The organism is Flavobacterium panici, from assembly GCF_903819335.1.
GTDB lineage: Bacteria > Bacteroidota > Bacteroidia > Flavobacteriales > Flavobacteriaceae > Flavobacterium > Flavobacterium panici.
The window spans coordinates 1-25,444 of sequence record NZ_CAIJDE010000046.1; the positions used below are offsets into that span (position 1 = coordinate 1).

The window sequence follows — 25,444 nt, forward strand, 5'->3', positions numbered from 1 at the left end:
TAATTATCAATTATTTAAATATTAAATACAAAAATTAACAAGAAAAAAACAACCGCTTGTAAAAAGATTCATATTTTTTACTAAATTTGGTTAAAGACTCCATAAGTCTTAAAATTTAAGTATTTTTATTAACAATTGTTCATTTTTAATCTTTAAAATAGTGAGCCTCAAAACTATTGTAAAGAAAGAAATATACAAGCTTGATTTAGACCGGATATTAATATTAACCTACTAATATGAAAATCATACACAAGATTCGATCTTTAAAGAGCTTTCGCCTGCCTAATGTTTTTATTTTAATTTTGATCGTTTTTATTTCATGTGCATTGCTAATTTGCATCAACTTTTTTACGATTAAAATATTATCTGCTAACAGGGCATATGTAAACGGAGAATCTCATTACTCTAAAGGACAAAAAGATGCTTCACTCCATCTTATTACTTATCTATATAATAAAGATCCCAATCAATATAAATTATATTTAGAAGAACTAAAAGTACCTCAAGGCGACGGAATTGCCAGAAAAACGCTTTTAAAGGCCGGCGACAATAAAGTAGCAAGGCAGGGTTTTACTATTGGCCGAAATCATAAGGATGATTTAGACGATCTTGTCTGGTTGTTTGTGAATTTTAAAAATGTTCCGTTTTTAGCGAAGGCTATTCATGAATGGGAAGAAGGAGATGCTTTAATCGAGAAACTATTTATCATTGGAACTCAGGTAAATGCTAAGATCCAGCATAACACCTTAACTGTTGCTGATCAAATAAAATTTCTTCATCAAATAAGCAGTATTAGTGCCAAACTTACTATTAATGAGCGAAATTTTTCGAGTACACTGGGAGAAGGAACTCGTAAAATCAAAAACCTGCTCATCATTACTAATATTATTTTCACTTTAATAATCATTTTAAGCGTTTGCTCTTATTATTCGATAATGGTAAAACGTTTAATTGTTTCAAAAAAAGAAATTGAGGTCAAAAATGAAAATCTAATTTTAGCCAATAACGAGTTAGACCGTTTTGTATACAGTGCATCGCATGATTTAAGATCTCCCATAACTTCTTTAAAAGGTTTGATTGAAATTACGCAACTCGAAGATGATATTGATCAAATAAGAGATTATCTGCGGTTAATGTATCAGAGTCTTGCGAAACAAGATCAATTTATCAGCGATATTATTGACTATTCTAAAAATAAACGGAAACAAATTATAATGGAGCCTGTAAGTCTGCAGGAAATCTTTAATGAAGCTATTTCGCAATTAATGCATATTGAAAATGCCAGTAAAATAACTTTTACACAGGAATTATTAGTAGACCAAATTGAAAGTGACGGTTTGCGTTTAAAAATCATTATCAGCAATTTACTTTCTAACGCTATCAAGTATGCTGATAATACTAAACAGGAAATGTTTATTTCGATTAAAACTTATATTCATGAAGGTTTTAACAAAATTGAAGTATCTGATAATGGAATTGGAATTAATGACGATTGCAAGGATTATATTTTTGAAATGTATTTTGGAACAAACAAAAATAAAGGCTCAGGATTAGGGCTCTATATCGTTAAGGAAGCAGTAGAAAATATTAAAGGAAATATTTCGGTATTTTCTGAAAGTAATATTGGGAGCAAATTTATCGTAACAATACCAACTTCATATGGAGCTTAAACCTTCATTTCTATTAATTGAAGACAATTTAATTGATCAGCTTGTTACCAGAAAACTGCTGACAAAAGTTCTGGATATAGATCAGGTTTTTGTTGCCAATAATGGCCTTGAGGGCTTGCAGTGGATTATTAAAAATAAAAAAATCTGCCACTCTTTAATTATCTTATTAGATATCCAGATGCCAATAATGAATGGCTTTGAATTTCTGGATATTTTCGAAACACTAAATGAAGAAATTAAAAACGAAATTCTGATTTTCGTAATGTCTTCCACTCTAGATCAGGAAGAAATTAAGCGTATAAAAGATAACATATATGTGAAGGATTTTTTAACTAAACCCTTTCCAATTGAAGAATTAAAAAAACAGCTTACCAGCTATTTCTTATTCTAGAATACGGTTTATTTGTGAAAAGGCTCTTTGGTAATAAGCTTCTTTAGTTGAAGAAATCATAACACCACCATGAGTCGAAGAATGAACAAATTTGATTTCACCATCAGCATTTTCAACTACCATTCCAACGTGATTAATTTGACGTCTTCCGTTAGTTTTAAAGAAAATTAAATCTCCTTTTTGTGCTTCTGTAGTAGCTACTTTTGTTCCGATGCGAGATTGCTCGATGGAACTTCTTGGCAGTTTTATATCAAAATTTCCGAAGGTGCAGAACATTAAACCAGAACAGTCAAAACCTGCTTTGGTAGTTCCGCCAGAACGATAACGGGTTCCTATATTTTCTGTTGCGTTTAGAATTAATTGATCAATTAAATCTGAATGATTACCATTATAAACAAAAGTTGAGTCCTTTTTTATTACTGTATTATCTGCAATTTGAGCGGCAGGCGCAGCAGTAGTTTGATTTTCTAATTGAGGTACTGGAGAACTTACTGCATTTAATGCATCTGCTTTTTCTTTGGTTGTCCTTATTTTTAAAACGTATCCAACTGGAAGTTTTCCTTTAATAAACGGATTTTGACGTTCTAATTCTTTTACCGTTATTCCGTATTTTTTTGCTATTGCGTATTTTGTTTCTTTTGGCTGTACCTCAACGAAAATATCAACATCTGTTACCGGAGTACTTTCAGGTTTTTCAGCAGTCTGAGTTTGAGAGACAACAGGAGTATCTTTTATATTTTGATCTGTTTTTCCTCCAGAAGGACGAATTTTCAACATGTAACCCACTCCTAAATTCCCTTTAATAAAAGGGTTTTGGCGTTCTAATTCTTCAACCGTTATTCCGTATTTCTTGGCTATTGAAAATTTTGTTTCTTTGGGCTGCACTTCAACTACAATTTCTCCGTCTGCTGCCGGAATAATTTCTGGCTTTGCTTCATTGATTTTAACTGTATTTTCTGAAACTGCCTGAGCTTTTGACGGAATATTAAGCTGCTGTCCTATTTTTAAACCTTCTGTTTCTAACGTTGGATTTGCTTTTTTCAATTCATCAACAGAAACATTGTATTTTTTAGCGATTCCCCAAAGTGTTTCTTTTTGTAAAACCTCATGTGAACCAGGAGTATTATTGGCAATTGTTTGGGGAGTATTTTGTGAAGATTTGACGTTTTTATTCGGAATTAATAAAATCGAATTGAGTTTTAAAACTTTAGGTGCATCTGGATTTGCTTCTTTAATATCTTTAGCCTTTAATCCGTATTTTTTAGCAATTACAGTAAGGTTTTCTCCTTTTGAGATTTTATGTTTGGTAAATTTTTCCTGAGAAAAAGCTCCAACACTAAAAAAAAACAATACTATAATTAATCTAAAAACCATATTTACCTATTAAAGTTTATTACTCCTTTTTTTAAGTTTAGATAATATTTTAAACTTAAAAGGCGCGAATATATTACCTAAAAAGGCGAATTTAACTCATTCAAGCACAAAAACCATTTTTTTTAACAATTAATTTACTTCAAATTAACAAGAAAAACTCAGCTTTAACCTTAACTTCTAGTCTATCTGACAATTACATTTTTTCTTCTTAATTGTAATTTTTAATATAATTTTCATTTTGAAACCTGATGCCCTAGCCCAGATGGAAGCGGTATCCTTTTTATTTTTTCTTTAAAAATAAAAAGATATAGCGGACAGCTCGATTAGCTCCTAATAAAAAACGCCCTGTTTTCACAGAGCGTTTTTGGTATATAATAAATCTTAAAGATTAAGCTTTTCCAGCTGCGATTAAGTTTAATGCAGAACCTGCAACGAACCATCCAATTTGTCCGGCGTTGTAAGTATGGTTTGCTAAGATTATATCTTTTGTACCATCTGCATGAACAAATTCTAATGTTAATGGTTTTCCCGGAGCGAACTCAGTTAAATCAGTAAAATTGATTGTATCATTTTCCTGAATTTTATCGTAATCTGCTTCGTTTGCAAAAGTTAATCCTAAAAGACCTTGTTTTTTAAGGTTTGTTTCATGGATACGAGCAAAAGATTTCACTAATACTGCTTTAACACCTAAGAAACGAGGTTCCATAGCCGCATGCTCACGAGATGAACCTTCACCATAATTATGATCTCCCACAACGATAGACGGAACTCCAGCTGCTTTGTACGCACGTGCAACAGCAGGAACAGCATCGTATTCTCCCGTTAATTGATTTTTAACAGAGTTTGTTTTTTGGTTATAAGCATTTACAGCTCCAATCAACATATTGTTAGAAATATTATCTAAGTGTCCGCGGAAACGCAACCATGGTCCAGCCATAGAAATATGATCTGTTGTACATTTTCCGAAAGCTTTGATTAACAATTTAGCGCCTGTAATGTTTTTTCCATCCCAAGCATCAAACGGAGCTAATAATTGTAAACGCTCTGAAGCAGGATTTACTACAACCTGAACACCTGAACCATCTGCTGCCGGAGCCTGAAAACCTGGGTCTTCGGCATAGAAACCTTTAGAAGGAAGTTCATCTCCTGTTGGAGCGTCAAGCATTACTTCTTCGCCGTCTTCGTTGATTAATGTATCTGTTAATGGATTAAATCCTAAATCACCAGCGATTGCCATTGCAGTTACTAATTCTGGAGAACCAACAAAAGCTAATGTATTAGGGTTACCGTCTGCACGTTTTGAGAAGTTACGATTGAAAGAGTGAACGATTGTATTTCTTTCTTCTTTTTCTGCCCCTTCTCTATCCCACATACCAATACATGGTCCGCAGGCATTGGCAAAAACAGTTGCTCCAATTTTATGGAATGTATCAATAAATCCGTCTCTTTCGATAGTTGAACGAACTACTTCAGAACCCGGAGTAATGGTAAACTCGGCTTTTGTTTTTAAGTTTTTATCTGCAACTTGTCTTGCTAAAGATGCTGCACGAGAAATATCTTCGTAAGAGGAGTTTGTACAAGAACCAATTAAACCAACCTGAATTTGTAACGGCCAGTTATTTTTGATTGCTTCTTCTTTCATTTTAGAAATTGGAGTAGCTAAATCTGGCGTAAAAGGACCGTTTAAGTGTGGCTCTAATTGAGATAAATTGATTTCGATAACCTGATCAAAATATTTTTCCGGGTTTGCATAAACTTCTGGATCTCCTGTTAAGTAAGAAGCCACTTTATCTGCAGCCTCAGCAACATCAGCTCTGTTTGTAGAACGCAGGTAACGACTCATAGAATCATCATAACCAAAAGTTGAAGTTGTAGCTCCAATTTCTGCTCCCATATTACAAATAGTTCCTTTACCAGTACATGACATAGAAGTTGCACCTTCTCCAAAATATTCAACGATTGCACCTGTTCCTCCTTTTACAGTAAGAATACCGGCAACTTTAAGGATAACATCTTTTGGAGCTGTCCATCCTGATAATTTACCAGTTAATTTTACTCCAATTAATTTAGGGAATTTAAGTTCCCAAGCCATACCCGACATAACGTCTACGGCATCAGCCCCACCAACACCAATGGCAACCATTCCTAAACCACCTGCATTTACAGTGTGAGAATCGGTACCAATCATCATTCCTCCAGGGAAAGCGTAGTTTTCAAGTACTACTTGGTGAATAATTCCGGCTCCCGGTTTCCAGAAACCAATTCCGTATTTATTAGAAACCGACGATAAGAAATCGAAAACTTCGTTACTTTGTGTTTTTGCTCTGGCCAAATCGGTTGCAGCGTCTACTTTTGCCTGAATCAAGTGATCGCAGTGAACCGTTGTAGGTACAGCCACTTTAGATTTTCCGGCGTGCATAAATTGCAATAATGCCATTTGAGCCGTTGCATCCTGACATGCTACACGATCTGGTGCAAAATCAACATAATCAACTCCTCTTCCAAATGCCTTTGTTGGATCTCCATCCCAAAGGTGATTGTATAAAATTTTCTCCGTTAAAGTAAGTGGACGACCAACAATCTCGCGTGCTTTGTCAACACGACCCGGCATGTTCTCATACACTTTTTTAATCATTTCAATATCAAAAGCCATAAGTTATAATTGTTTTTGTTTTTTATATTTTGAACATGACAAGTTACAAAAAATAGAAGTCCCAGAAAAGAAAAAGCCCGAGTTTATCACTCGGGCTTTTAAAATATTAATAATCGTAAGATTACATTACTAACGATTTATTTGAAGGCGCAAATTTAGTTAAGTTGATACCGTCTACAGCCGTTGTATATTCAGCTAATGTTGGAGTTCTACCCAAAATTGTAGATAAAACTACAACCGGAGTTGAAGAAAGTAATGACTCTCCTTTTTTACCATCAGCATCTTCTACTACTCTTCCTTGGAAAAGACGAGTTGAAGTTGCCATTACTGTATCACCTTTTGCGGCTTTTTCCTGGTTACCCATACAAAGGTTACATCCCGGACGCTCTAAATATAACATGTTTTCATATTCTGTACGTGCTGCACCTTTTGGAGCATTATCGTCAAATTCGAAACCTGAATATTTTTGTAAAACTTCCCAATCACCTTCTGCTTTAAGCTCATCTACGATATTATAGGTAGGCGGCGCAACAACTAGTGGAGCATTGAATTCAACTTTACCATTTTGTGCTTCTACGTTTTTCAACATTTGAGCAAGGATTTTCATATCTCCTTTGTGAACCATACAAGATCCAATAAATCCTAGATCTACTTTTTTTACTCCTCCGTAAAAAGAAAGAGGCCTGATAGTATCGTGAGTATATCTTTTAGAAACGTCAACGTTGTTTACATCTGGATCGGCAATCATTGGCTCAGAAATTTGATCTAAATCAACTACAACTTCAGCATAATATTTAGCATTTGCATCTGGAGTTAAAGCTGGTTTCTCTGCTGATTTAATTTCTGAGATTCTCTTATCTGCTTTGTTAATTAACCCTTGAAGAACGTGTTTTTCATTATCCATTCCTTTATCGATCATGATCTGGATTCTGCCTTTTGCAATTTCCAATGATTCGATTAAAGTATCATCTTCAGAAATACAGATAGAAGCTTTTGCTTTCATTTCTGCAGTCCAGTCTGTAAATGTAAATGCCTGATCCGCAGTAAGCGTTCCAATGTGAACTTCAATAATTCTACCTTGGAAAACATTCTCTCCACCAAATTGGTGAAGCATTTGCGCTTGCGTAGCATGAACCACATCACGGAAATCCATGTAACCTTTCATATCTCCTTTGAATGTCACTTTTACAGATTCTGGAATTGGCATTGAAGCCTCTCCAGTAGCAAGAGCAAGAGCAACAGTTCCAGAGTCAGCACCAAAAGCAACACCTTTTGACATTCTTGTATGAGAATCACCACCAATAATGATAGCCCACTCGTCAATAGTAATATCGTTAAGTACTTTATGGATAACGTCTGTCATTGCATGGTAAACACCTTTTGGGTCACGAGCTGTGATCAAACCAAAATCGTTCATGAATTTCATCAATTTTGGAATGTTTGCCTGCGCTTTTTTATCCCAAACCGAAGCAGTGTGACAACCTGATTGGTATGCACCATCAACGATTGGTGAAATTACGGTAGCAGCCATAGATTCTAATTCCTGAGCAGTCATAAGACCTGTAGTATCTTGCGAACCTACAATGTTAACTTCTACACGAACGTCAGAACCAGCGTGTAATACTTTACCTGCAGGTACACCAACAGCGTTTCTGTTAAAGATTTTTTCTACAGCTGTAAGCCCTTGTCCTTCAATAGAAATTTCTTTTGATGGAGCAAAAACAAGAGGCGCTTCAACATCTAAAATTTTTGCTGCTAATGTTTGAAGTTTTTTACCAAACACGATAGCGTATGAACCACCAGCTTTAATGAATTCCATTTTTTGAGGCGTAAATGCCTTAGAAATATCAATTAATTCCTTATCGCCATTATAAAGTTTTTTCTCTTTAATATTGATTGTTAAAACTGTACCTGTTTCAACAGAATAGGTTTGCTCTAAAATTGGTTCGTCATTTTCATTACGTAAAACGTTACCATTAGCATCAACCTTTTTAACCCAGTTTTTAAGGTCTAAACCAATACCACCAGTAACGTCAACAGTTGTTAGGAAAATTGGAGAAATTCCGTTTGTTCCACCAACAATTGGAGCGATATTAACGAATGGGATATATGGGCTTGCTTGTTTTCCTGTCCAAAGTGCCACGTTATTTACACCTGACATTCTAGAAGATCCTACTCCCATTGTTCCTTTTTCAGCGATCAACATTACACTTTTATCAGGATGTTGTGCTTGTAAAGCTTTAATTTCTTGCTGTGCCTGAGGCGTAATCATACATTGACCGTGAAGTTCACGATCTGAACGCGAGTGCGCCTGATTACCAGGAGAAAGTAAATCTGTTGAGATATCACCTTCACCAGCAATAAAAGTAACCACTTTAATTTCGTCAGCTACTTCTGGAAGTTTTGTAAAAAACTCAGCCTGTGCATAACTTTCAAGGATTTCTTTTGCAACTGCATTATTATTTTTGAATGCCTCTATTAAACGGTCTGTATCTGCTTCATAAAGGAAAACTTGTGTTTTAAGAACTTTAGCCGCTTCTTTTGCAATAGCAACATCATTTCCTAAAGCTAAATCCAGCAAAACTTCTATAGAAGGTCCGCCTTTCATATGTGATAATAATTCAAAAGCAAAGGCTGGTGTAATTTCTTTAACTACAGCTTGCCCCAGAATAATTTCTTTTAAAAACTTGGCTTTTTCACCAGCAGCACTTGTTGTCCCCGGTAAAGTATTGTAAATAAAAAATTTAAGAGAATCTTCTCTGTACTCGTTATCTAAATCTTTAATTTGTGCAATAATTTCGCTTAATAATTCAGCGCTATCGATTGGTTTTGGGTGAAGTCCCTGATTTTTACGTTCTTCAATCTCTTGGATATAATCCTTATAAATATTCATAATTAAGGCAGATTTATTTTTTTGTTCGCAAATTTAATCATTAATGCGGATAATTAAAAATAATATAATAGAAGTCGCCTTTTCAAAAATTATTATTGTTAAAAAACGATTTTCACTGCTTGTTTTTGTCAAAATATCAATTTTGTATTAAAAAAATGAATTATTGATATTTTAAAATCTTTTCTTTAACAAAGTCGAAATTAGGTGTTATAAAGTAAGTGAGATTTTACCTCTATTTTCGCAAAGAATAGTTCTAAATAAATAATTATAACGTTATAGTTGCGATTTTTGACGTCTGTTTTTAGTCTTTTTCCCTAGTTAAAGTTTTATCAAATTTCACATTAAAAAAAAGCACCTAAAATATTTGTAATTCAATTTTTCTTTTAACTTTGCAATTCAAAGTTCTTTCAAAAACACAAAACTATGAAATACAAATTAGAAAATGCGAACGATTACATTAATCAAATTGGTGTTGGCTTTAGTGTCTTTACCAGTTTATTCAGCGGCTTTTTTTTATTGATTTTATTATTAAATGAAAACACTAAATTTTTCGGTGCTGGAGCATTAGGCACTCTTACATTAATAATGGAGTTTATTTACGGAGTTACCGTTACATTTCTTATTCTTAAAAAAAGGGAAAAATATCTTCATTTAACTCCTTTTCTTATACTTAACTGGTTTATTGGATGTTTTTGCCTAAATACTTTTGTTCCAATATTTGAAGATCTTCCGTTCTGGGTTTACCTTATCTCTTTACTCTTTTTTATTAGTAATTTTTTCATTTACCAAAAACCACAAGAAAATAATTTTACTCTTTTTGTCTTTTTTATAAATGGATTATCTTATAGTTTAATATTGTATTTCACATTCTTTCTATTACCCCTTACACCTTTTGCCTTCGTCGGAATTTTATTATTAGGAATTGGTTTTTATGCATTAGTCCCTTTACTAGTTTGCATTATTCACATAGCAACTATAGCTCGTTATTTTCAGGAAAACAGAAAACATTTGATTTCATTCATCGCAGGTTTTGGATTTATTTTAGTTCTCTTATTTTCTTTTGTTTTAATTCTTGACAGAGAAAGCAGGCTTATTAATGTTAGACGTCCCATCAGTTCCTTTACTTCAAATGAAGATTTACCTAATTATATTAAAATATCACAAAGTCTTGAGCCTAACTTTTTTAATGAAATTTTACTCAAAAAAGACATCGTTTATACTGGCCCTGAAAAGTACTTTGATTATGATCTTGGTTCTTTTGGAATTGAACAATTTAACGAAAGAAAAGTCCACAATCCTTTTATTACAATAGCTTACATTTTCTGTGAAGATCTTAATCTGAGCCAAGACGACCGAATTAATATTCTTAAATCTAATTTTGACAAACGATTAGAAACCGAAGAACATTTGTGGAGTGGTGAAGATTTGATTACCAAAGACATCAAAGAAGATGTAAAATTATATCCAGACAGCAGGCTTGCTTATACAGAAATCACCATGAATATTGCCTGTAAAAAAGATACATGGAGAGATCAGGAAGCTATTTATTCTTTCCAGCTTCCTGAAGGTTCTGTTGCAACTTCACTTTCATTATGGGTAAACGGTATTGAAAGAAAAGGAGTTTTAACGACAAAAGAGAAAGCTGAAAAAGCATACAAACAAATTGTTGGTGCAGAAAGTCGCGATCCATCTTTAATGCAATGGCGAGAAGGAAACAAAGTTGTTGTGAGGGTTTTTCCTGTAAACTATAAAACATCAAGAACTTTTAAATGCGGCTTCACTACTCCTTTAAAAGTTGAAGATAATAAATTGAAATACGAAAGCCTTTCTATTAAAGGCCCAAATATTTCAAATGCTTCTACAATTTCAAGAATCCAGATGACAGGAAAAAGTGATGTAGAGACAAGTAAGAATTTTAAACTGCAAAATAATTTCTATATCAATAAATCAAAAGGTCTTGATGATTGGGAGGCAATAATACCTTTGAGCAAAATATCGAAGTTAAATTCTTTTGCATGGAAGGACAAAATATATGAGGTAAAAGAGAGTCAAAAAGTAAATATTCCTTTTAATGCTTCAGAAGTTATTTTAGATTTGAACAGCAGCTGGACTTTAAACGAAATAGAATCATTTGTAAACGTAAAAGGAAAAGAATTTTATGTGTATGATGACAAGGAGAAAAAAGAAATAAACAAAGAAAACTTCGAAACTGTTTTTCTAGATTTCAAATACTTGCATTATTCTTTATTACCCTTATATACAATCAAACATAATAGTTTGATTATAACCAAATCCGGAAATTTTTCTGCAAATTTTGAAGAACTTAAGGAATCTGAATATTTAAAAAAGATTCGAAGTCAGACTAAATCACAAAACCTGAAAGTTATTAATATTTCCGGAGATATTAATCCGTTTTGGCAGACCGTAAAAGAGCAAAAATATGTAGATTTTTATCAGACAAATTTCAGAAATAGCTTAAAAATGCTGGAAGGAAATTATTTCATTAAGTATAAAACTGCTGATAATGTGGTTAATATTGAACCTTCAAACATTTCGATTCAGGAAAAACCAAAAGACAGTACTATTAAAAACTATGGGCCAAATCATATTTACAGAATGTATGCTTTTGGGAAAGTTCTTGAGGAACAAATTAAAATTCAAAATGATACCTTAAGTGCTAATAAATATGTAACACTTGCAAAAGACGCTAATATTGTTACTCCAATTTCGTCTTTAATTGTTTTGGAAACGGATGCAGATTACAAAAATAACGGAATCGAGAAAAATGTGGATACTCTTGGCAACGCTTCGATTAAAAATGACGGTGCGGTTCCGGAACCTCATGAATGGGTAATGATTATTATTGGTCTGACTACTCTTTTATTTTACTATCAAAGAAACAAAAAACAAAAAGCTTAATGAAAGTTTTACTGCAGTCACACGCCAAATTAATTGCTATTCTTGTTATAATCATTCTCTTAGTTCTAAACTATAGTATTGTATCAACAGGATTAGACAATAATTTTTTTGGCGTTATATTTTCTATTTTCCTATTTCTTTATGCAGGAAGAAAAACTACTTTAAGAATAAGTTATCCGCTGCTTGGATTAATTTTTTTATTAGAATTTATAAGCTTCAGACTGCATACAAAGTCATTGCATTTTCATGCTCTTTTGTTATTTGGATGTTTTGTTTATTACAGCTTTACCCAAAAATTTTCTTTTATTGCTTTTATCTGTCTCTTTTTGTTTTCGTCAATTTTTGATCAGTTATTCAATTATTTAACTGTCGAAATAAAACAGGCGCTTTGTTACGGAGTGTATTTAACATTAAAAAATTTCATTCCAATAACTAAAATTGAAGGCGTTAATTTCTATATCAATAATGCAAAAATTTCTATCGATACCGCTTGTATGGGTTTATCGATGTTTAAAACGGGATTGTTATTCGGAGCTTTTTTATTGACTCTGGAAGAACGTAAAAACCAAAAGTATTTCAACATACTGCAAATTTTAGTTTTTTGCTGTATAATAGTAGTTCTGAATATTATCTCCAATTATTTCAGAATTATCACTTTAGTTTTATTCAATTGTACCGAAGAAAATATACTGCATCACACTATTGGAATTATGTGTTTTGTATTTTATCAAATTGTTCCTCTTTTATTTCTAATTCGTTTTTTTCATCCTAAAAAAGAAAGCATAACCAGCAATTCATTTTTGCCAAAACTTTTGCCAATGATAATTGCGACCGGAATATTGTTTATTACTAGTTTAGAACTTAAAAAGGAACAAAATTATTCGCTGTTAGAAAATCTCAGTCCTAATTATAATATTAAAAAAGGGGTTTGGGTCAATAATGAAGTTTTTAAAATTGCAGCCCCAGAAACTTTAATTTATATAAAAACACCAATTCACAAACCTTTAATTTGCTGGACAGGAAATGGATATAAAATCATTGAGTCTAAAGAAATAATAAGAAGCAATGAAAAAATATGGCTCACAAAATTAGAAAAGAATAATATTAGATATTTCTCTTATTGGTGGTACGAATATGACAATAAAAAATATACGTCGCTTACCGAAGTTTTACTGCTAAAACTTTTTCACAACAAAACGGTACGTTTGATAAATGAAACGAGTATTAAAGAATTGAACTAAAAAAAAGCAATTCTTTTACTTTTAATAATTTTATTAGTTTTTAGCGACTTATTGTCCACTTTTTGATATCCTATTATCATTCCGTAGGAATGTTTCGTAGGTAGAAAAAAATAAAGATCATACACATTTGCGTTCCGTAGGAACGCTTGATAGGTCTGATTATTAAAAAACAATGTCAATCAAACGTTCCTACGGAACGTAATCCATTATGCCAATATAATTTTCTACCAATGAAATGTTCCTACAGAACAAGGAAATATGTAAAATAAAAAAAGGCTGTCTCAACTTTTGAAACAGCCTTTTTTTTAGATATATCTTACATCAGCTTTTTAATAATAACTTCTTCCGTTATTCCTTCAGCGTCTGCTTTGTAGTTTTTAATAATTCTGTGGCGTAAAATTCCGGTTGCCACGGCTTTTACATCTTCAATATCCGGCGAAAATTTACCATTGAAAGCTGCGTGGGCTTTTGCTGCTAAAATCAAGTTTTGCGAAGCTCTCGGCCCTGCTCCCCAATCCAGATAATTCTTTACAAAATCATTTGACAAAGCATTATCAGGACGTGTTTTACTTACCAGAGTTACCGCATATTCAATAACATTATCGGCAACAGGAATCCTTCTGATTAAATGCTGGAAATCGATAATTTCCTGCGCTGTAAATAATGGGTTTATTTCTACTTTATTATCAGATGTAGTTTGTTTTACAACTTTTACTTCTTCTTCAAAAGTTGGATATTCTAATTTAATCGCAAACATAAAACGGTCTAATTGTGCTTCCGGCAAAGGATAAGTTCCTTCCTGCTCAATTGGGTTTTGTGTTGCCAGTACAAAATAAGGTAAATCTAATTTATAGTTTTGTCCTGCAATTGTAACCGAACGTTCCTGCATTGCTTCCAATAAAGCTGCCTGCGTTTTTGGCGGCGTTCTGTTGATCTCGTCAGCCAAAATGATATTAGAAAAAATTGGCCCTTTTATGAATTTAAAATGTCTGTTTTCATCTAAAATTTCACTTCCTAAAATATCCGAAGGCATTAAATCCGGTGTGAACTGAATTCTTTTAAAATCTAAACCTAAAGCTTGAGATAAAGTATTAATCATTAAAGTTTTTGCCAAACCAGGAACTCCTATTAAAAGAGCGTGTCCTCCAGAAAATATACAAAGTAAAATTTGGTCAACAACGGCATCCTGCCCTACAATGATTTTTGCTATTTCGTTTTTTAATTCGTTGCGTTTCTGAACTAAGTTATGAATTGCTGTTACGTCAGACATTTATGAATGTATTTTAAATTAAAAAGAGTTAGTTGAATGAATTCATAAAACTAACTCTTTTTCTTTATTTAATAAAAATTATTTTTTCAACCAGTTATTAGCAAACGTACAATCTCTGTACTCTCCAATAATTTTGATGTAAGTATCTTTAATTTTAGTATCAAACCATTTTGCAATTGCGTTGATTTGTTTTTCTTTTAATGCTAATTCTTTAATTTTCGTGTAATCCTTAGCGTAGTCAGCAGTATGTTCGTCGATTCTGTTGGTAACAGTAATCAGTTTATACGTTTTTTTACCTTTATCATCTGTATTTAAAAGTGGCTGAGAAACTTCATCATCTTTTAAATTTGAAACCTGTCCGTATAAAGTTGGATCCATTTTAGTTAATTCAAAACGAGTATCCTGAGTATTTGGGTTTATTAAAGTTCCTCCATTTGCTCTGGTTTCTTTTTCGTCAGATTCTGTTCTTGCAGCCTCTGCAAAAGTAATTTGCTTGCTTACGATTTTCTCTCTAATATTTGCCGCTCTTTCTTTAGCTTCTTTCAAAGCACTTTCAGAAACTACAGGAGCAATTAAAATATGTCTTAATTCAACTTCCTGTCCTTTTATTTTGTCAACCATTATAATATGGAAACCAAAAGTAGTTTCAAATGGCTGCGAAATTTCACCTTCCTGCAAACTAAATGCTACGTCTTTAAATTCTTTTACGAAAGGCGTTTTACGTGTCATTTTATAATAACCTCCATTTGGCGCAGATCCCGGATCCTGAGAGTACAAAACTGCTTTTGTAGCAAAACTTGAACCTTCTAAAACATCTTGTCGAATAGCGTTTAATCTATCTTTTACTTTTTGTTTATCTTCATTAGAAACTTTAGGTTCAGTAACAATCTGCGCTACTTCCATTTCAGCTCCAAAAGTCGGCAATTCATCTTTAGGTATTTTTTTAAAGAAATTACGAACTTCCTCTGGAGTAATCTCTACATCTTTCACAATTTTATCTCTCATTTCTGAGGCTAATTTTTGCTCTTTTAAGATGTCAGCAAAATAGGTTTTAAATTCTTCTACAGAGCTTTTTTTATAGTATTCAACTACTTTATTGATATCTCCAACTTGTTGAATCATATAATTCAAACGCTCTTCCATCATTCCTCTAACTTCAGCATCACTTACAATAATACTATCCTGAATGGCCTGGTGCGCGTATAATTTATCTTCTAAAAGTTTACCAAGCATTTGGCATCTTGTAATATCTTTAGTATTGCCACCCTGGCTTGCAATCTCTAAATAACCTTTATCAATGTCAGAATCTAAAACAATATAATCTCCAACCGTAGCAATGATACCGTCAATTTTTTGTTTTCCGTGTACCGTTTCTACCGGTTTTTCGGCTACAACATCCTTAATAATTTCCTGTGCTGAAATTATTGAGTTGAAAAAAAATAAAAAACACATTGTTAAGACTACCTTATAATCAATTGTTTTTAGTTGCAATTTTTTTAATGACATTATTTTAAATTTAATTTTTGGATGTAAAGATCTGTATTCTAAAATTTAACTGGCTATTATTTATTTTCAAAAACGATTCTGAAAAACTAAATAATGAACTTCTGTTTTCTTTTATAAAACGAACAAAAATAACAATTCAATTACATAATACAACTATCAGCCATAGTATTAACAAAAAATTATGTGGATCGTATTTAAATTCACGATAAGAAGTTTAATTCTTCAATCTTTTTCTTTTTCAAAAAGCTGTTAACTCCAAAAGAGTCAAAACATTTCTAATTGATTTTCAAGCCTCTAAAAAAAAGTTTTAAACACTACAACGTTTTCGTTGTAAAACTATTTTCCTACAAAAACAAATCGAATCAAAAAACTCTTACTTTAGGTGCGTTATTAATAATTTATGGCAGTAAAAAATAAGAATATCTTGTTTTTGAAGTCTTAAAATTAGCAATTTAAAACTTTATTAATTTAACCTTAACCACAATCTATTATGAAAAAACCTATTGTAAGATTATTTTTTCTTACTGCAATTACAACCCTTTTGTATTCTTGTACAAATGAAACGAATGATGTTGATGCTAAAGCAGAAAGTCAGCAATTCAAAATTATCAACGTCACTAACCACGATGGAAAACCTTTTAGCACCGGAGCTTCTTTATCATCTCCAACAGGAAAATATGTAGATAATCCGGGCGGAGGCGTAATGATGCAGGCTTTTTATTGGGATGTTCCTGCGGGCGGAAACTGGTGGAATACCGTAAAAGGAAAAGTGACTGCGTGGGGAAATGCCGGAATTGGCTCTATCTGGCTTCCACCCGCTTCTAAAGCTCAAAATGGAGCATTTTCTATGGGATATGATCCAACGGATTATTTTGATTTTGGAGATTACAATCAAAATGGAAGTACCGAAACTCGTTTTGGTTCTAAAACAGAATTAGTAAGCCTAATAACGTCTGCTCACACAGAAAACATAAAAGTGTATGCCGATATCGTAATTAATCACAACAGCGGCGGTCAATCTGAAGCAAATCCGTATACAGGCACCAGCACGTGGACAAATTTCAGCGGTGTTGCTTCTGGAAAATTTACACGTAATTATAATGACTTCTATAAAAACAGCTACGGAAATAATGATGAAGGCTCATTTGGCGGTTTTCCTGATTTATGTCACGCAAATCCTCATGTTCAGGACTGGTTTTGGCTGAGAGCTGACGGAGTTGGAAAATATTACAAGAACACCATGAAGTTTGACGGCTGGAGATTTGACTACGTAAAAGGATTTGGCGCGTGGGTTGTAAATTCATGGAACGCTAATGTAGGCGGATTTTCGGTTGGAGAATTATGGGATTCAAACGTAAATATATTAAATGACTGGGCAAACGCTGCTAACAGCTCTGTTTTTGATTTTGCTTGTTATTATAAAATGAATGATGCTTTTGATGGCAATAATCTGGCGCTTTTGAATGATGATATGATGTGGAAAAGAAATCCGTACAAAGCGGTGACTTTTGTAACGAATCATGATACAGATGAAATTTGGAGCAAAATGCTGGCGTATTCTTATATTTTAACTCACGAAGGATATCCAACAATTTTCTACAGAGATTATGAAGAATGGCTGGATAAAGCGAAATTAAACAACTTGATCTGGATTCATAACAATAAAGCAACAGGTACAACTTCTATTTTATATTCTGATAATGATGAATATGTAGCAAGAAGAAACGGTTACAACGGAAATCCGGGGTTAGTAGTTTACATCAATAATTCTGATGTTTGGCAGGAAAGATGGATTCAAACCAATTGGGCCAATACACAGATTAAAGATTTTACAGGAAATTCAACTTGGTATCCAACAACTCAGGCAGACAAATGGGTAAAAATTCAATGTCCGCCAAAAGGATATTCTGTTTGGTCAATTAACCAATAATTTATTTTTCAATATCAATATAAGGCTGTTTTTAAAAACAGCCTTATTTTTTTATAAAAAGTACTGTTTTGAAAACTTATCGCTTTCAATTTAAGAACTGAATATTTTTATTAAGCCGTAATTAATAGTACTTTTGCAACCTATTTATACAAAATATGAGCTTTTTAAAAGAAATACAACGCAGAAGAACATTTGGAATTATATCGCATCCCGATGCCGGTAAAACAACATTAACGGAAAAATTATTGTTATTTGGAGGGGCGATTCAGGAGGCTGGAGCTGTAAAAAATAATAAAATTAAAAAAGGAGCAACGAGTGACTTTATGGAAATCGAACGCCAGAGAGGTATTTCGGTTTCGACTTCTGTACTTGCTTTTAATTATAAAGATAAAAAAATCAACATTCTTGATACTCCCGGACACAAGGATTTTGCCGAAGATACATTTAGAACTCTTACTGCTGTTGATAGTGTAATTGTGGTTATTGACGTTGCAAAAGGGGTTGAGGAACAAACGGAAAAATTGGTTGCTGTTTGTAGAATGCGTAACATTCCTATGATTGTTTTCATCAATAAATTAGATCGTGAAGGTAAAGATGCTTTTGATTTGATGGATGAAGTAGAGCAAAAACTGGGATTAAAAGTTACACCTTTAAGTTTCCCTATTGGGATGGGTTATGATTTTCAGGGTATTTATAATCTTTGGGAAGAAAACATCAATCTTTTTAGTGGAGACAGCCGTAAAAATATCGAGGAAACTATTGCTTTCTCTGATGTTCAAAACAATCCTGAACTAGATAAAATTGTTGGACAGAAAGCTGCCGAAAAACTTCGTGAAGAATTAGAATTAATTGATGAAGTTTATCCAAAATTTGAGCGTCAGGATTATTTAGATGGAAAAATCCAGCCTGTATTTTTTGGTTCTGCATTAAATAATTTTGGAGTTCGCGAATTGTTAGATTGTTTCGTGGCAATTGCTCCTTCACCAAGACCAAAAGATTCTGAAACTCGTTTGGTTGATCCGGCAGAAGAAAAAATGTCTGGTTTTGTATTTAAAATTCACGCTAACATGGATCCGAAACACCGTGACCGTTTAGCTTTTATAAAAATTGTTTCCGGAACTTTCGAAAGAAACAAACCTTATTATCACGTTCGTCAAAAGAAAAATTTAAAATTCTCAAGTCCGAATGCCTTTTTCGCTGAGAAAAAAGAAATCGTTGATATTTCTTATCCCGGAGATATTGTGGGTTTACACGATACCGGAAACTTTAAAATTGGTGATACTTTAACAGAAGGCGAAGTAATGAGCTTTAAAGGAATTCCGAGTTTCTCTCCGGAACACTTTAGATACATCAACAACGCCGATCCTATGAAAGCTAAGCAATTAGAAAAAGGAGTCGATCAGTTAATGGATGAAGGTGTAGCGCAGTTGTTTACTTTAGAGATGAACAATCGTAAAGTTATTGGAACTGTTGGAGCACTTCAATATGAGGTAATTCAATATCGTTTAGAGCACGAATACGGTGCAAAATGTACTTATGAAAACTTCCCTGTTCACAAAGCTTGCTGGGTAAAACCTGATGATGCTAAAAATGAAGAGTTCAAAGAATTTAAACGTATTAAACAAAAATTCCTTGCGCATGATAAATACGGTCAGCTGGTTTTTTTAGCCGATTCTGATTTTACTATTCAAATGACACAAAGTAAATATCCAAGTGTGAAATTATACTTCACTTCTGAATTTGATTAATCACTTCTTTAGAAAATATAAAAAGGCTGTCTACTATTAGACAGCCTTTTTTCATTACAATCCCCAACATTTTGTTTTATTGATCTGTATAATTAATTCCTAATCCGCCGGCAATAAAAATTTTAGTCAGCTCATCTGCATCAATAATTATATTTTGTGATAAAACATTATTTTTAACTGCTTTTATAGTAAAAGGTATTTCTTTTGAAAGATAATAATCACTTCCTGAAATCGTAACTATTAGCGCTTTGCTAGTTTTTGCAACTTGGGCTGTTATAGTAAATTCTCCCGTTTTTGGATTTACTTTCACAGGAGTTTCTGAACCATTAACAGATAACATTAAATCTGGATATGTTTCTTTATTAAAAGGTTTATGTGTTTTTGCTTCTAATAATTTTCCTTTTACTGTTATCGAAACTTCTTCATTTACAATTTGATTAGAAACCACTTTGCCTAATCTATACATTGGCTCTGCACAGGCTTTTTCGATTTTAACAGGCTCTTTTTCTTGTGCGGTAAGATTTGAGGCAAGCAAAATAGTTGCTGCAACTGCCGCATATTTTAAAGTATTTATTTTAGAAGTTTCACTGTATTCAAATTGTTCTTCAAGCTGCGTTGTTTTTAATCGTGCACAAATGTTTGCGTCTTTATTTCCGGCAATGAACCTTGCAACTTCAGAATTTGTTTTTTTGCTTAAATCAATTACATTTTTCATGCATGAATCACAAAATGAACCACCAGCGTTAGGAATCATTTTATCAAAATTTTCAGAACAAGGATTTTTTATTTCTAAGGTGAATTTCTTTTTCATACTATACTTTATTTAAGTTAAAACCTTTGTTAATGGTTCTTACTTATATAGAGTACATTTTAAATAAAAAGGTTGGGAAAACATCGAAATATTTTCAAATTATAAATTGATTTATTCATTTTTAGGCATAAAAAAAGCGCTAATTTGATTAGCGCTTTTTTTTAATTTGAATTAAATCAACCTTACTAAGTCATTATATTTCAAAAATTAATCTTTCATAGGCACTGCCAAATTAGAACAATATAACCACGAAGGAAAATTTAGTCGATTAAAGTATATTAAATCAGATTAACTGCATTAATTGTTAGCTCTACAGCAAAAAAAAGCCCCATTAAAATGGGGCTTTAAAATTTATGCTTGTCCTGCCGGACCAAAATTAAGCGGTATTGGTGCTTGTTCCGTTTCTTTGATTTCGCCGTGAGCGGCCTCAAATCTATGGATATTTTCACCTATTGCTCTTAATAATCTTTTAGCATGTTGTGGTGTCAAGACAATTCTTGACTTTACCTTGGCTTTAGGAATACCCGGCATAATGCTGACAAAATCTAAAACAAACTCTGATGATGAGTGATTGATAATCGCAAGATTAGAATAAATTCCTTCTGCAATACTTTCGTCTAACTCAATGTTAATTTGCTCTTGTTGTTGTTTCGGATTACTCATAGTTTCCTAATTAATAAATGTATTCTTCTTTATTAGCCATCATTTCATTGTAATCGTCTTTAGATCCTACGATAGTGTTATCATATTCTCTCATACCAGTTCCCGCAGGAATTCTGTGTCCAACAATTACATTTTCTTTTAATCCTTCTAGATCATCTACTTTACCAGCTACTGCAGCTTCGTTAAGTACTTTCGTTGTCTCCTGGAATGAAGCCGCAGAAATGAATGATTTAGTTTGTAACGAAGCTCTTGTAATACCTTGAAGAACTGGCGTTGCAGTTGCAGTAATTACGTCTCTTGCTACAACAAGATTTTTATCATTTCGTTTCAATAATGAATTCTCATCACGTAACTCACGAGGTGAAATAATCTGACCTGGTTTCAATACAGCAGAATCTCCAGCGTCTTCAACTACTTTCATACCATATAATTTATCGTTTTGAACGATGAAATCTTTAGTGTGAATTAATTGATCTTCCAGGAATAATGTATCTCCTGGATCTTGAACTCTTACTTTACGCATCATTTGACGAATAACTACCTCAAAGTGCTTGTCATTAATTTTTACCCCTTGTAAACGGTAAACCTCTTGAATTTCATTCACCAAATACTGTTGAACAGCAGCTGGTCCTTGAATTCTTAAGATATCATCTGGTGTAATTGCACCGTCAGACAATGGAACTCCCGCTCTTACGAAGTCATTTTCTTGTACTAAGATCTGGCTTGAAAGTTTAACTAAATACTTTTTAATTTCACCAAATTTAGATTCGATAACGATCTCACGGTTACCTCTTTTGATTTTTCCAAAAGAAACAACACCATCAATTTCAGATACAACTGCTGGGTTTGAAGGGTTACGAGCCTCAAGCAACTCAGTAATTCTTGGTAAACCTCCCGTGATATCGCCTGCTTTAGAAGAACGACGTGGGATTTTTACTAATACTTTACCTGCTTTAATTTTCTCACCATTTTCAACCATTAAGTGTGCACCTACTGGTAAGTTGTAAGAACGAATTAATTCACCTTCTTTACCATAAACTAATAACGTTGGGATTAATTTTTTATTTCTAGCCTCAGAAATTACTTTTTCCTGGAAACCAGTCTGCTCATCGATCTCTACCATGAATGATTGTCCTTGCTCTAAATCCTCGTAAGCAATCTTACCAGTAAACTCAGAAACAATTACACCATTATAAGGGTCCCACTTACAGATTACAGTTCCTTTAGCAACAGTTTCTCCATCTTTAACAAAGATACTAGAACCGTAAGGAATGTTATGTGTATTTAAGACGATTCCAGTTTTCTCATCAACTAATTTTAATTCAGTTGAACGTGATACTACGATATCTACCGCATTACCTTCGCTGTCTTCACCTTTAACAGTTTTTAAATCTTCAATCTCAAGTCTACCGTTGAATCTTGTAATGATACTAGATTCTTCAGAAATACCTCCAGCAACCCCTCCAACGTGGAACGTACGAAGTGTTAACTGTGTACCTGGCTCTCCAATAGACTGAGCTGCAATAACTCCGACAGCTTCACCTCTTTGTGTCATCTTACCAGTAGCTAAGTTTCTACCGTAACATTTAGCACAAATACCTTTTAAAGCCTCACAAGTTAATGGAGATCTAACCTCTACTTTTTCAATTGGAGAAGCTTCGATAGTTCTCATAATTGCTTCAGTAATTTGCTGGCCAGATTGAACCATTACTTCATTAGTAAGTGGGTTTATAACATCTTGCAATGCAACACGTCCTAAAATTCTTTCTCCTAATGATTCAACGATTTCCTCATTTTTCTTCAATGCAGAAACTTCAACACCTCTTAAAGTTCCACAATCTTCGATGTTAACAATAACATCTTGAGAAACGTCATGAAGCCTTCTTGTTAAGTATCCGGCATCGGCCGTTTTAAGAGCCGTATCCGCAAGTCCTTTACGAGCACCGTGAGTAGAAATAAAGTACTCAAGGATCGAAAGACCTTCCTTAAAGTTAGAAAGAATCGGGTTTTCAATAATCTCACCACCACCAGCAGTAGATTTTTTAGGCTTAGCCATCAAACCACGCATACCAGTTAACTGACGAATCTGTTCCTTAGAACCCCTCGCCCCAGAGTCAAGCATCATATATACAGAGTTGAAACCTTGTTGGTCTTCTCTAATATTTTTCATTGCTAATTCTGTTAACTGAGCATTTGCTGAAGTCCATACGTCAATAACTTGGTTGTAACGTTCGTTATTCGTAATAAGACCCATGTTATAATTCACAGAAATACCTTCAACTTGCTCTCTGGCATCTGCAATTAATTTTGTTTTTTGTTCTGGAATTCTAATATCACCTAAAGAGAATGATAAACCTCCTCTAAATGCGAATTTATACCCCATATCTTTCATATTATCCAAGAAAGCTGCCGTTGTAGGTACATCAGTCACACTTAAAATGTGTCCGATAATATCTCTAAGGTTTTTCTTAGTCAATACATCATTGATATATCCAGCTGCTTCAGGTACCACTTCATTAAATAATACACGTCCTGCAGTTGTTTGAATAATTTTGTACACTAATTCTCCAGCGTCATTAAAATCTTTTGCTCTAATTTTCACACGAGCATTCAATTCTAATCTTCCTTCGTTTAATGCAATGTTTACTTCTTCAGCAGAATAGAAAGTCAAATCCTGACCTAAAATAATGTGATCTTCTGTAGAAATACGTTCTTTGGTCATATAATATAGACCCAAAACCATGTCCTGAGATGGTACCGTAATAGGTGCACCATTTGCAGGATTCAAGATATTGTGAGAAGCCAACATTAATAATTGAGCCTCTAAAATAGCTTCTGGTCCTAAAGGTAAGTGAACCGCCATCTGATCCCCGTCGAAATCGGCGTTGAATGCCGTACATACTAATGGGTGTAACTGGATCGCTTTTCCTTCAATTAATTTTGGCTGGAAAGCCTGAATACCAAGTCTGTGCAAAGTAGGAGCACGGTTCAGTAATACTGGGTGTCCTTTAATTACATTTTCTAAAATATCCCAAACTACCGGCTCTTTTTTGTCAATGATTTTCTTAGCCGATTTTACTGTTTTTACAATACCTCTTTCAATCAATTTACGGATAACGAAAGGTTTGTATAACTCAGATGCCATATCTTTTGGCAATCCGCATTCGAATAATTTTAACTCAGGACCAACAACAATTACCGAACGAGCAGAATAATCCACACGTTTTCCAAGTAAGTTTTGACGGAAACGTCCTTGCTTACCTTTTAATGAGTCAGATAATGATTTCAATGGTCTGTTAGATTCTGTTTTAACAGCAGAAGCTTTACGAGTGTTATCAAATAATGAATCTACAGATTCTTGTAACATACGTTTCTCGTTTCTTAAGATAACTTCTGGAGCTTTAATCTCCATTAATCTTTTCAAACGGTTGTTACGGATGATTACACGACGGTATAAGTCGTTCAAATCTGAAGTTGCAAAACGACCTCCATCAAGCGGCACAAGCGGACGTAATTCTGGTGGGATAACTGGAACCACTTTCATGATCATCCATTCTGGACGGTTTTCGCGGTTTTCGTTAGACTCACGGAAAGACTCAACAACTTGTAATCTTTTTAATGCTTCAGTTTTACGTTGTTTAGATGTTTCGTTGTTAGCGCTGTGTCTTAATTCATAAGATAAAGCATCTAAGTCAATACGAGCCAATAAATCCATAATACACTCTGCTCCCATTTTGGCAACAAATTTATTTGGATCTAAATCATCTAAATATTGGTTTTCCTGCGGAAGAGTATCTAAAATATTTAAATATTCTTCTTCAGTTAAGAAATCTAGTCTTTGTAAAGATTCTCCATCTGCATTTTTAGCAATACCAGCCTGGATTACTACGTATCTTTCGTAGTAAATAATCATATCTAATTTCTTAGATGGAAGACCAAGGATATAACCAATTTTGTTTGGAAGAGAACGGAAGTACCAGATATGAGCAATTGGCACAACAAGGTTGATGTGTCCTACTCTATCACGACGTACTTTTTTCTCAGTAACTTCAACACCACAACGGTCGCAGATGATACCTTTGTAACGAATTCTTTTATATTTACCACAAGCACATTCAAAATCCTTAACAGGTCCGAAGATTCTTTCACAGAAAAGTCCGTCACGCTCTGGTTTGTGAGTTCTGTAGTTGATTGTTTCCGGCTTTAAAACCTCTCCTCTTGATTCTTTCAAGATAGATTCTGGTGAAGCCAATCCAATAGAGATTTTGTTAAATCTTTTTATTGGATTCTTATCTTTATTATTTCTATTATTCATCATAGTTTTTACTATTGATTTACTTGCTATTAAAAATTGATTTAGATTCACAATCTACAT

At 33.4% G+C, this 25,444-nt stretch carries 14 protein-coding genes; 6 read left to right on the plus strand and 8 right to left on the minus strand.

What is annotated here, in order from left to right:
* Positions 1-236 precede the first annotated feature (236 nt).
* Both FLAPXU55_RS14040 and FLAPXU55_RS14045 read left to right on the plus strand, forming a co-directional pair.
* Positions 237-1,670 carry a sensor histidine kinase gene (locus tag FLAPXU55_RS14040; RefSeq protein WP_180858482.1) on the plus strand — a complete coding sequence of 478 codons (1,434 nt, stop codon included), beginning with the start codon at positions 237-239 and terminating at the stop codon, positions 1,668-1,670.
* The gene (locus FLAPXU55_RS14045; RefSeq protein WP_180858484.1) at positions 1,660-2,061 is read left to right on the plus strand and encodes a response regulator; all 402 of its coding nucleotides are present in this window, start codon (positions 1,660-1,662) and stop codon (positions 2,059-2,061) included. The genes FLAPXU55_RS14040 and FLAPXU55_RS14045 overlap by 11 nt, the downstream gene beginning before the upstream one ends.
* On the opposite strand, the gene FLAPXU55_RS14050 is transcribed toward FLAPXU55_RS14045, so the two are convergent.
* The 3 genes from FLAPXU55_RS14050 to FLAPXU55_RS14060 form a co-directional block, all read right to left on the minus strand.
* Complete coding sequence (locus FLAPXU55_RS14050) at positions 2,053-3,435, minus strand: C40 family peptidase (RefSeq protein WP_180858486.1); 1,383 nt, start codon at positions 3,433-3,435, stop codon at positions 2,053-2,055. The genes FLAPXU55_RS14045 and FLAPXU55_RS14050 overlap by 9 nt on opposite strands.
* A gap of 388 nt (positions 3,436-3,823) precedes the next feature.
* Positions 3,824-6,088: an aconitate hydratase gene (locus tag FLAPXU55_RS14055; protein ID WP_053472293.1), complete on the minus strand. Its 2,265-nt coding sequence runs from the start codon at positions 6,086-6,088 to the stop codon at positions 3,824-3,826.
* A gap of 121 nt (positions 6,089-6,209) precedes the next feature.
* Positions 6,210-8,981 (minus strand): bifunctional aconitate hydratase 2/2-methylisocitrate dehydratase, encoded by a 2,772-nt coding sequence (locus tag FLAPXU55_RS14060; protein WP_180858488.1) that lies wholly within the window; start codon positions 8,979-8,981, stop codon positions 6,210-6,212.
* Positions 8,982-9,404: 423 nt separating this feature from the next.
* Between FLAPXU55_RS14060 and FLAPXU55_RS14065 the strand changes: the two genes are divergently transcribed.
* Together FLAPXU55_RS14065 and xrtN are read left to right on the plus strand one after the other, a co-directional pair.
* Complete coding sequence (locus FLAPXU55_RS14065; protein ID WP_180858490.1) at positions 9,405-11,900, plus strand: XrtN system VIT domain-containing protein; 2,496 nt, start codon at positions 9,405-9,407, stop codon at positions 11,898-11,900.
* A complete protein-coding gene (xrtN, locus tag FLAPXU55_RS14070) occupies positions 11,900-13,141 on the plus strand; it encodes an exosortase N (RefSeq protein WP_180858492.1) in 1,242 nt (413 codons plus the stop codon). The genes FLAPXU55_RS14065 and xrtN overlap by 1 nt, the downstream gene beginning before the upstream one ends.
* A 316-nt stretch (positions 13,142-13,457) precedes the next feature.
* Here the strand turns inward: xrtN and FLAPXU55_RS14075 are convergent, their stop codons facing one another.
* Both FLAPXU55_RS14075 and FLAPXU55_RS14080 read right to left on the minus strand, forming a co-directional pair.
* The gene (locus FLAPXU55_RS14075; RefSeq protein WP_180858494.1) at positions 13,458-14,411 is read right to left on the minus strand and encodes an AAA family ATPase; all 954 of its coding nucleotides are present in this window, start codon (positions 14,409-14,411) and stop codon (positions 13,458-13,460) included.
* Between the two features lie 78 nt (positions 14,412-14,489).
* Positions 14,490-15,917, minus strand: coding sequence for a peptidylprolyl isomerase (locus tag FLAPXU55_RS14080; RefSeq protein WP_053472298.1), 1,428 nt, complete (start codon positions 15,915-15,917; stop codon positions 14,490-14,492).
* 490 nt (positions 15,918-16,407) lie between these two features.
* Between FLAPXU55_RS14080 and FLAPXU55_RS14085 the strand changes: the two genes are divergently transcribed.
* Positions 16,408-17,847, plus strand: a complete 1,440-nt coding sequence (locus FLAPXU55_RS14085) for an alpha-amylase (RefSeq protein WP_180858496.1) — start codon at positions 16,408-16,410, stop codon at positions 17,845-17,847.
* Positions 17,848-18,002: 155 nt separating this feature from the next.
* The gene (locus tag FLAPXU55_RS14090; RefSeq protein ID WP_053472300.1) at positions 18,003-19,595 is read left to right on the plus strand and encodes a peptide chain release factor 3; all 1,593 of its coding nucleotides are present in this window, start codon (positions 18,003-18,005) and stop codon (positions 19,593-19,595) included.
* Between the two features lie 76 nt (positions 19,596-19,671).
* Here FLAPXU55_RS14090 and FLAPXU55_RS14095 read toward each other — a convergent pair whose 3' ends face one another.
* The 3 genes from FLAPXU55_RS14095 to rpoC form a co-directional block, all read right to left on the minus strand.
* Entirely contained in the window at positions 19,672-20,406 is a 735-nt protein-coding gene (locus tag FLAPXU55_RS14095; RefSeq protein ID WP_180858498.1) for a hypothetical protein, read from the minus strand.
* 351 nt (positions 20,407-20,757) lie between these two features.
* Positions 20,758-21,069: a DUF3467 domain-containing protein gene (locus FLAPXU55_RS14100; RefSeq protein WP_053472302.1), complete on the minus strand. Its 312-nt coding sequence runs from the start codon at positions 21,067-21,069 to the stop codon at positions 20,758-20,760.
* 10 nt (positions 21,070-21,079) lie between these two features.
* Positions 21,080-25,387: a DNA-directed RNA polymerase subunit beta' gene (gene rpoC / locus FLAPXU55_RS14105; RefSeq protein ID WP_053472303.1), complete on the minus strand. Its 4,308-nt coding sequence runs from the start codon at positions 25,385-25,387 to the stop codon at positions 21,080-21,082.
* Positions 25,388-25,444 lie beyond the last annotated feature (57 nt).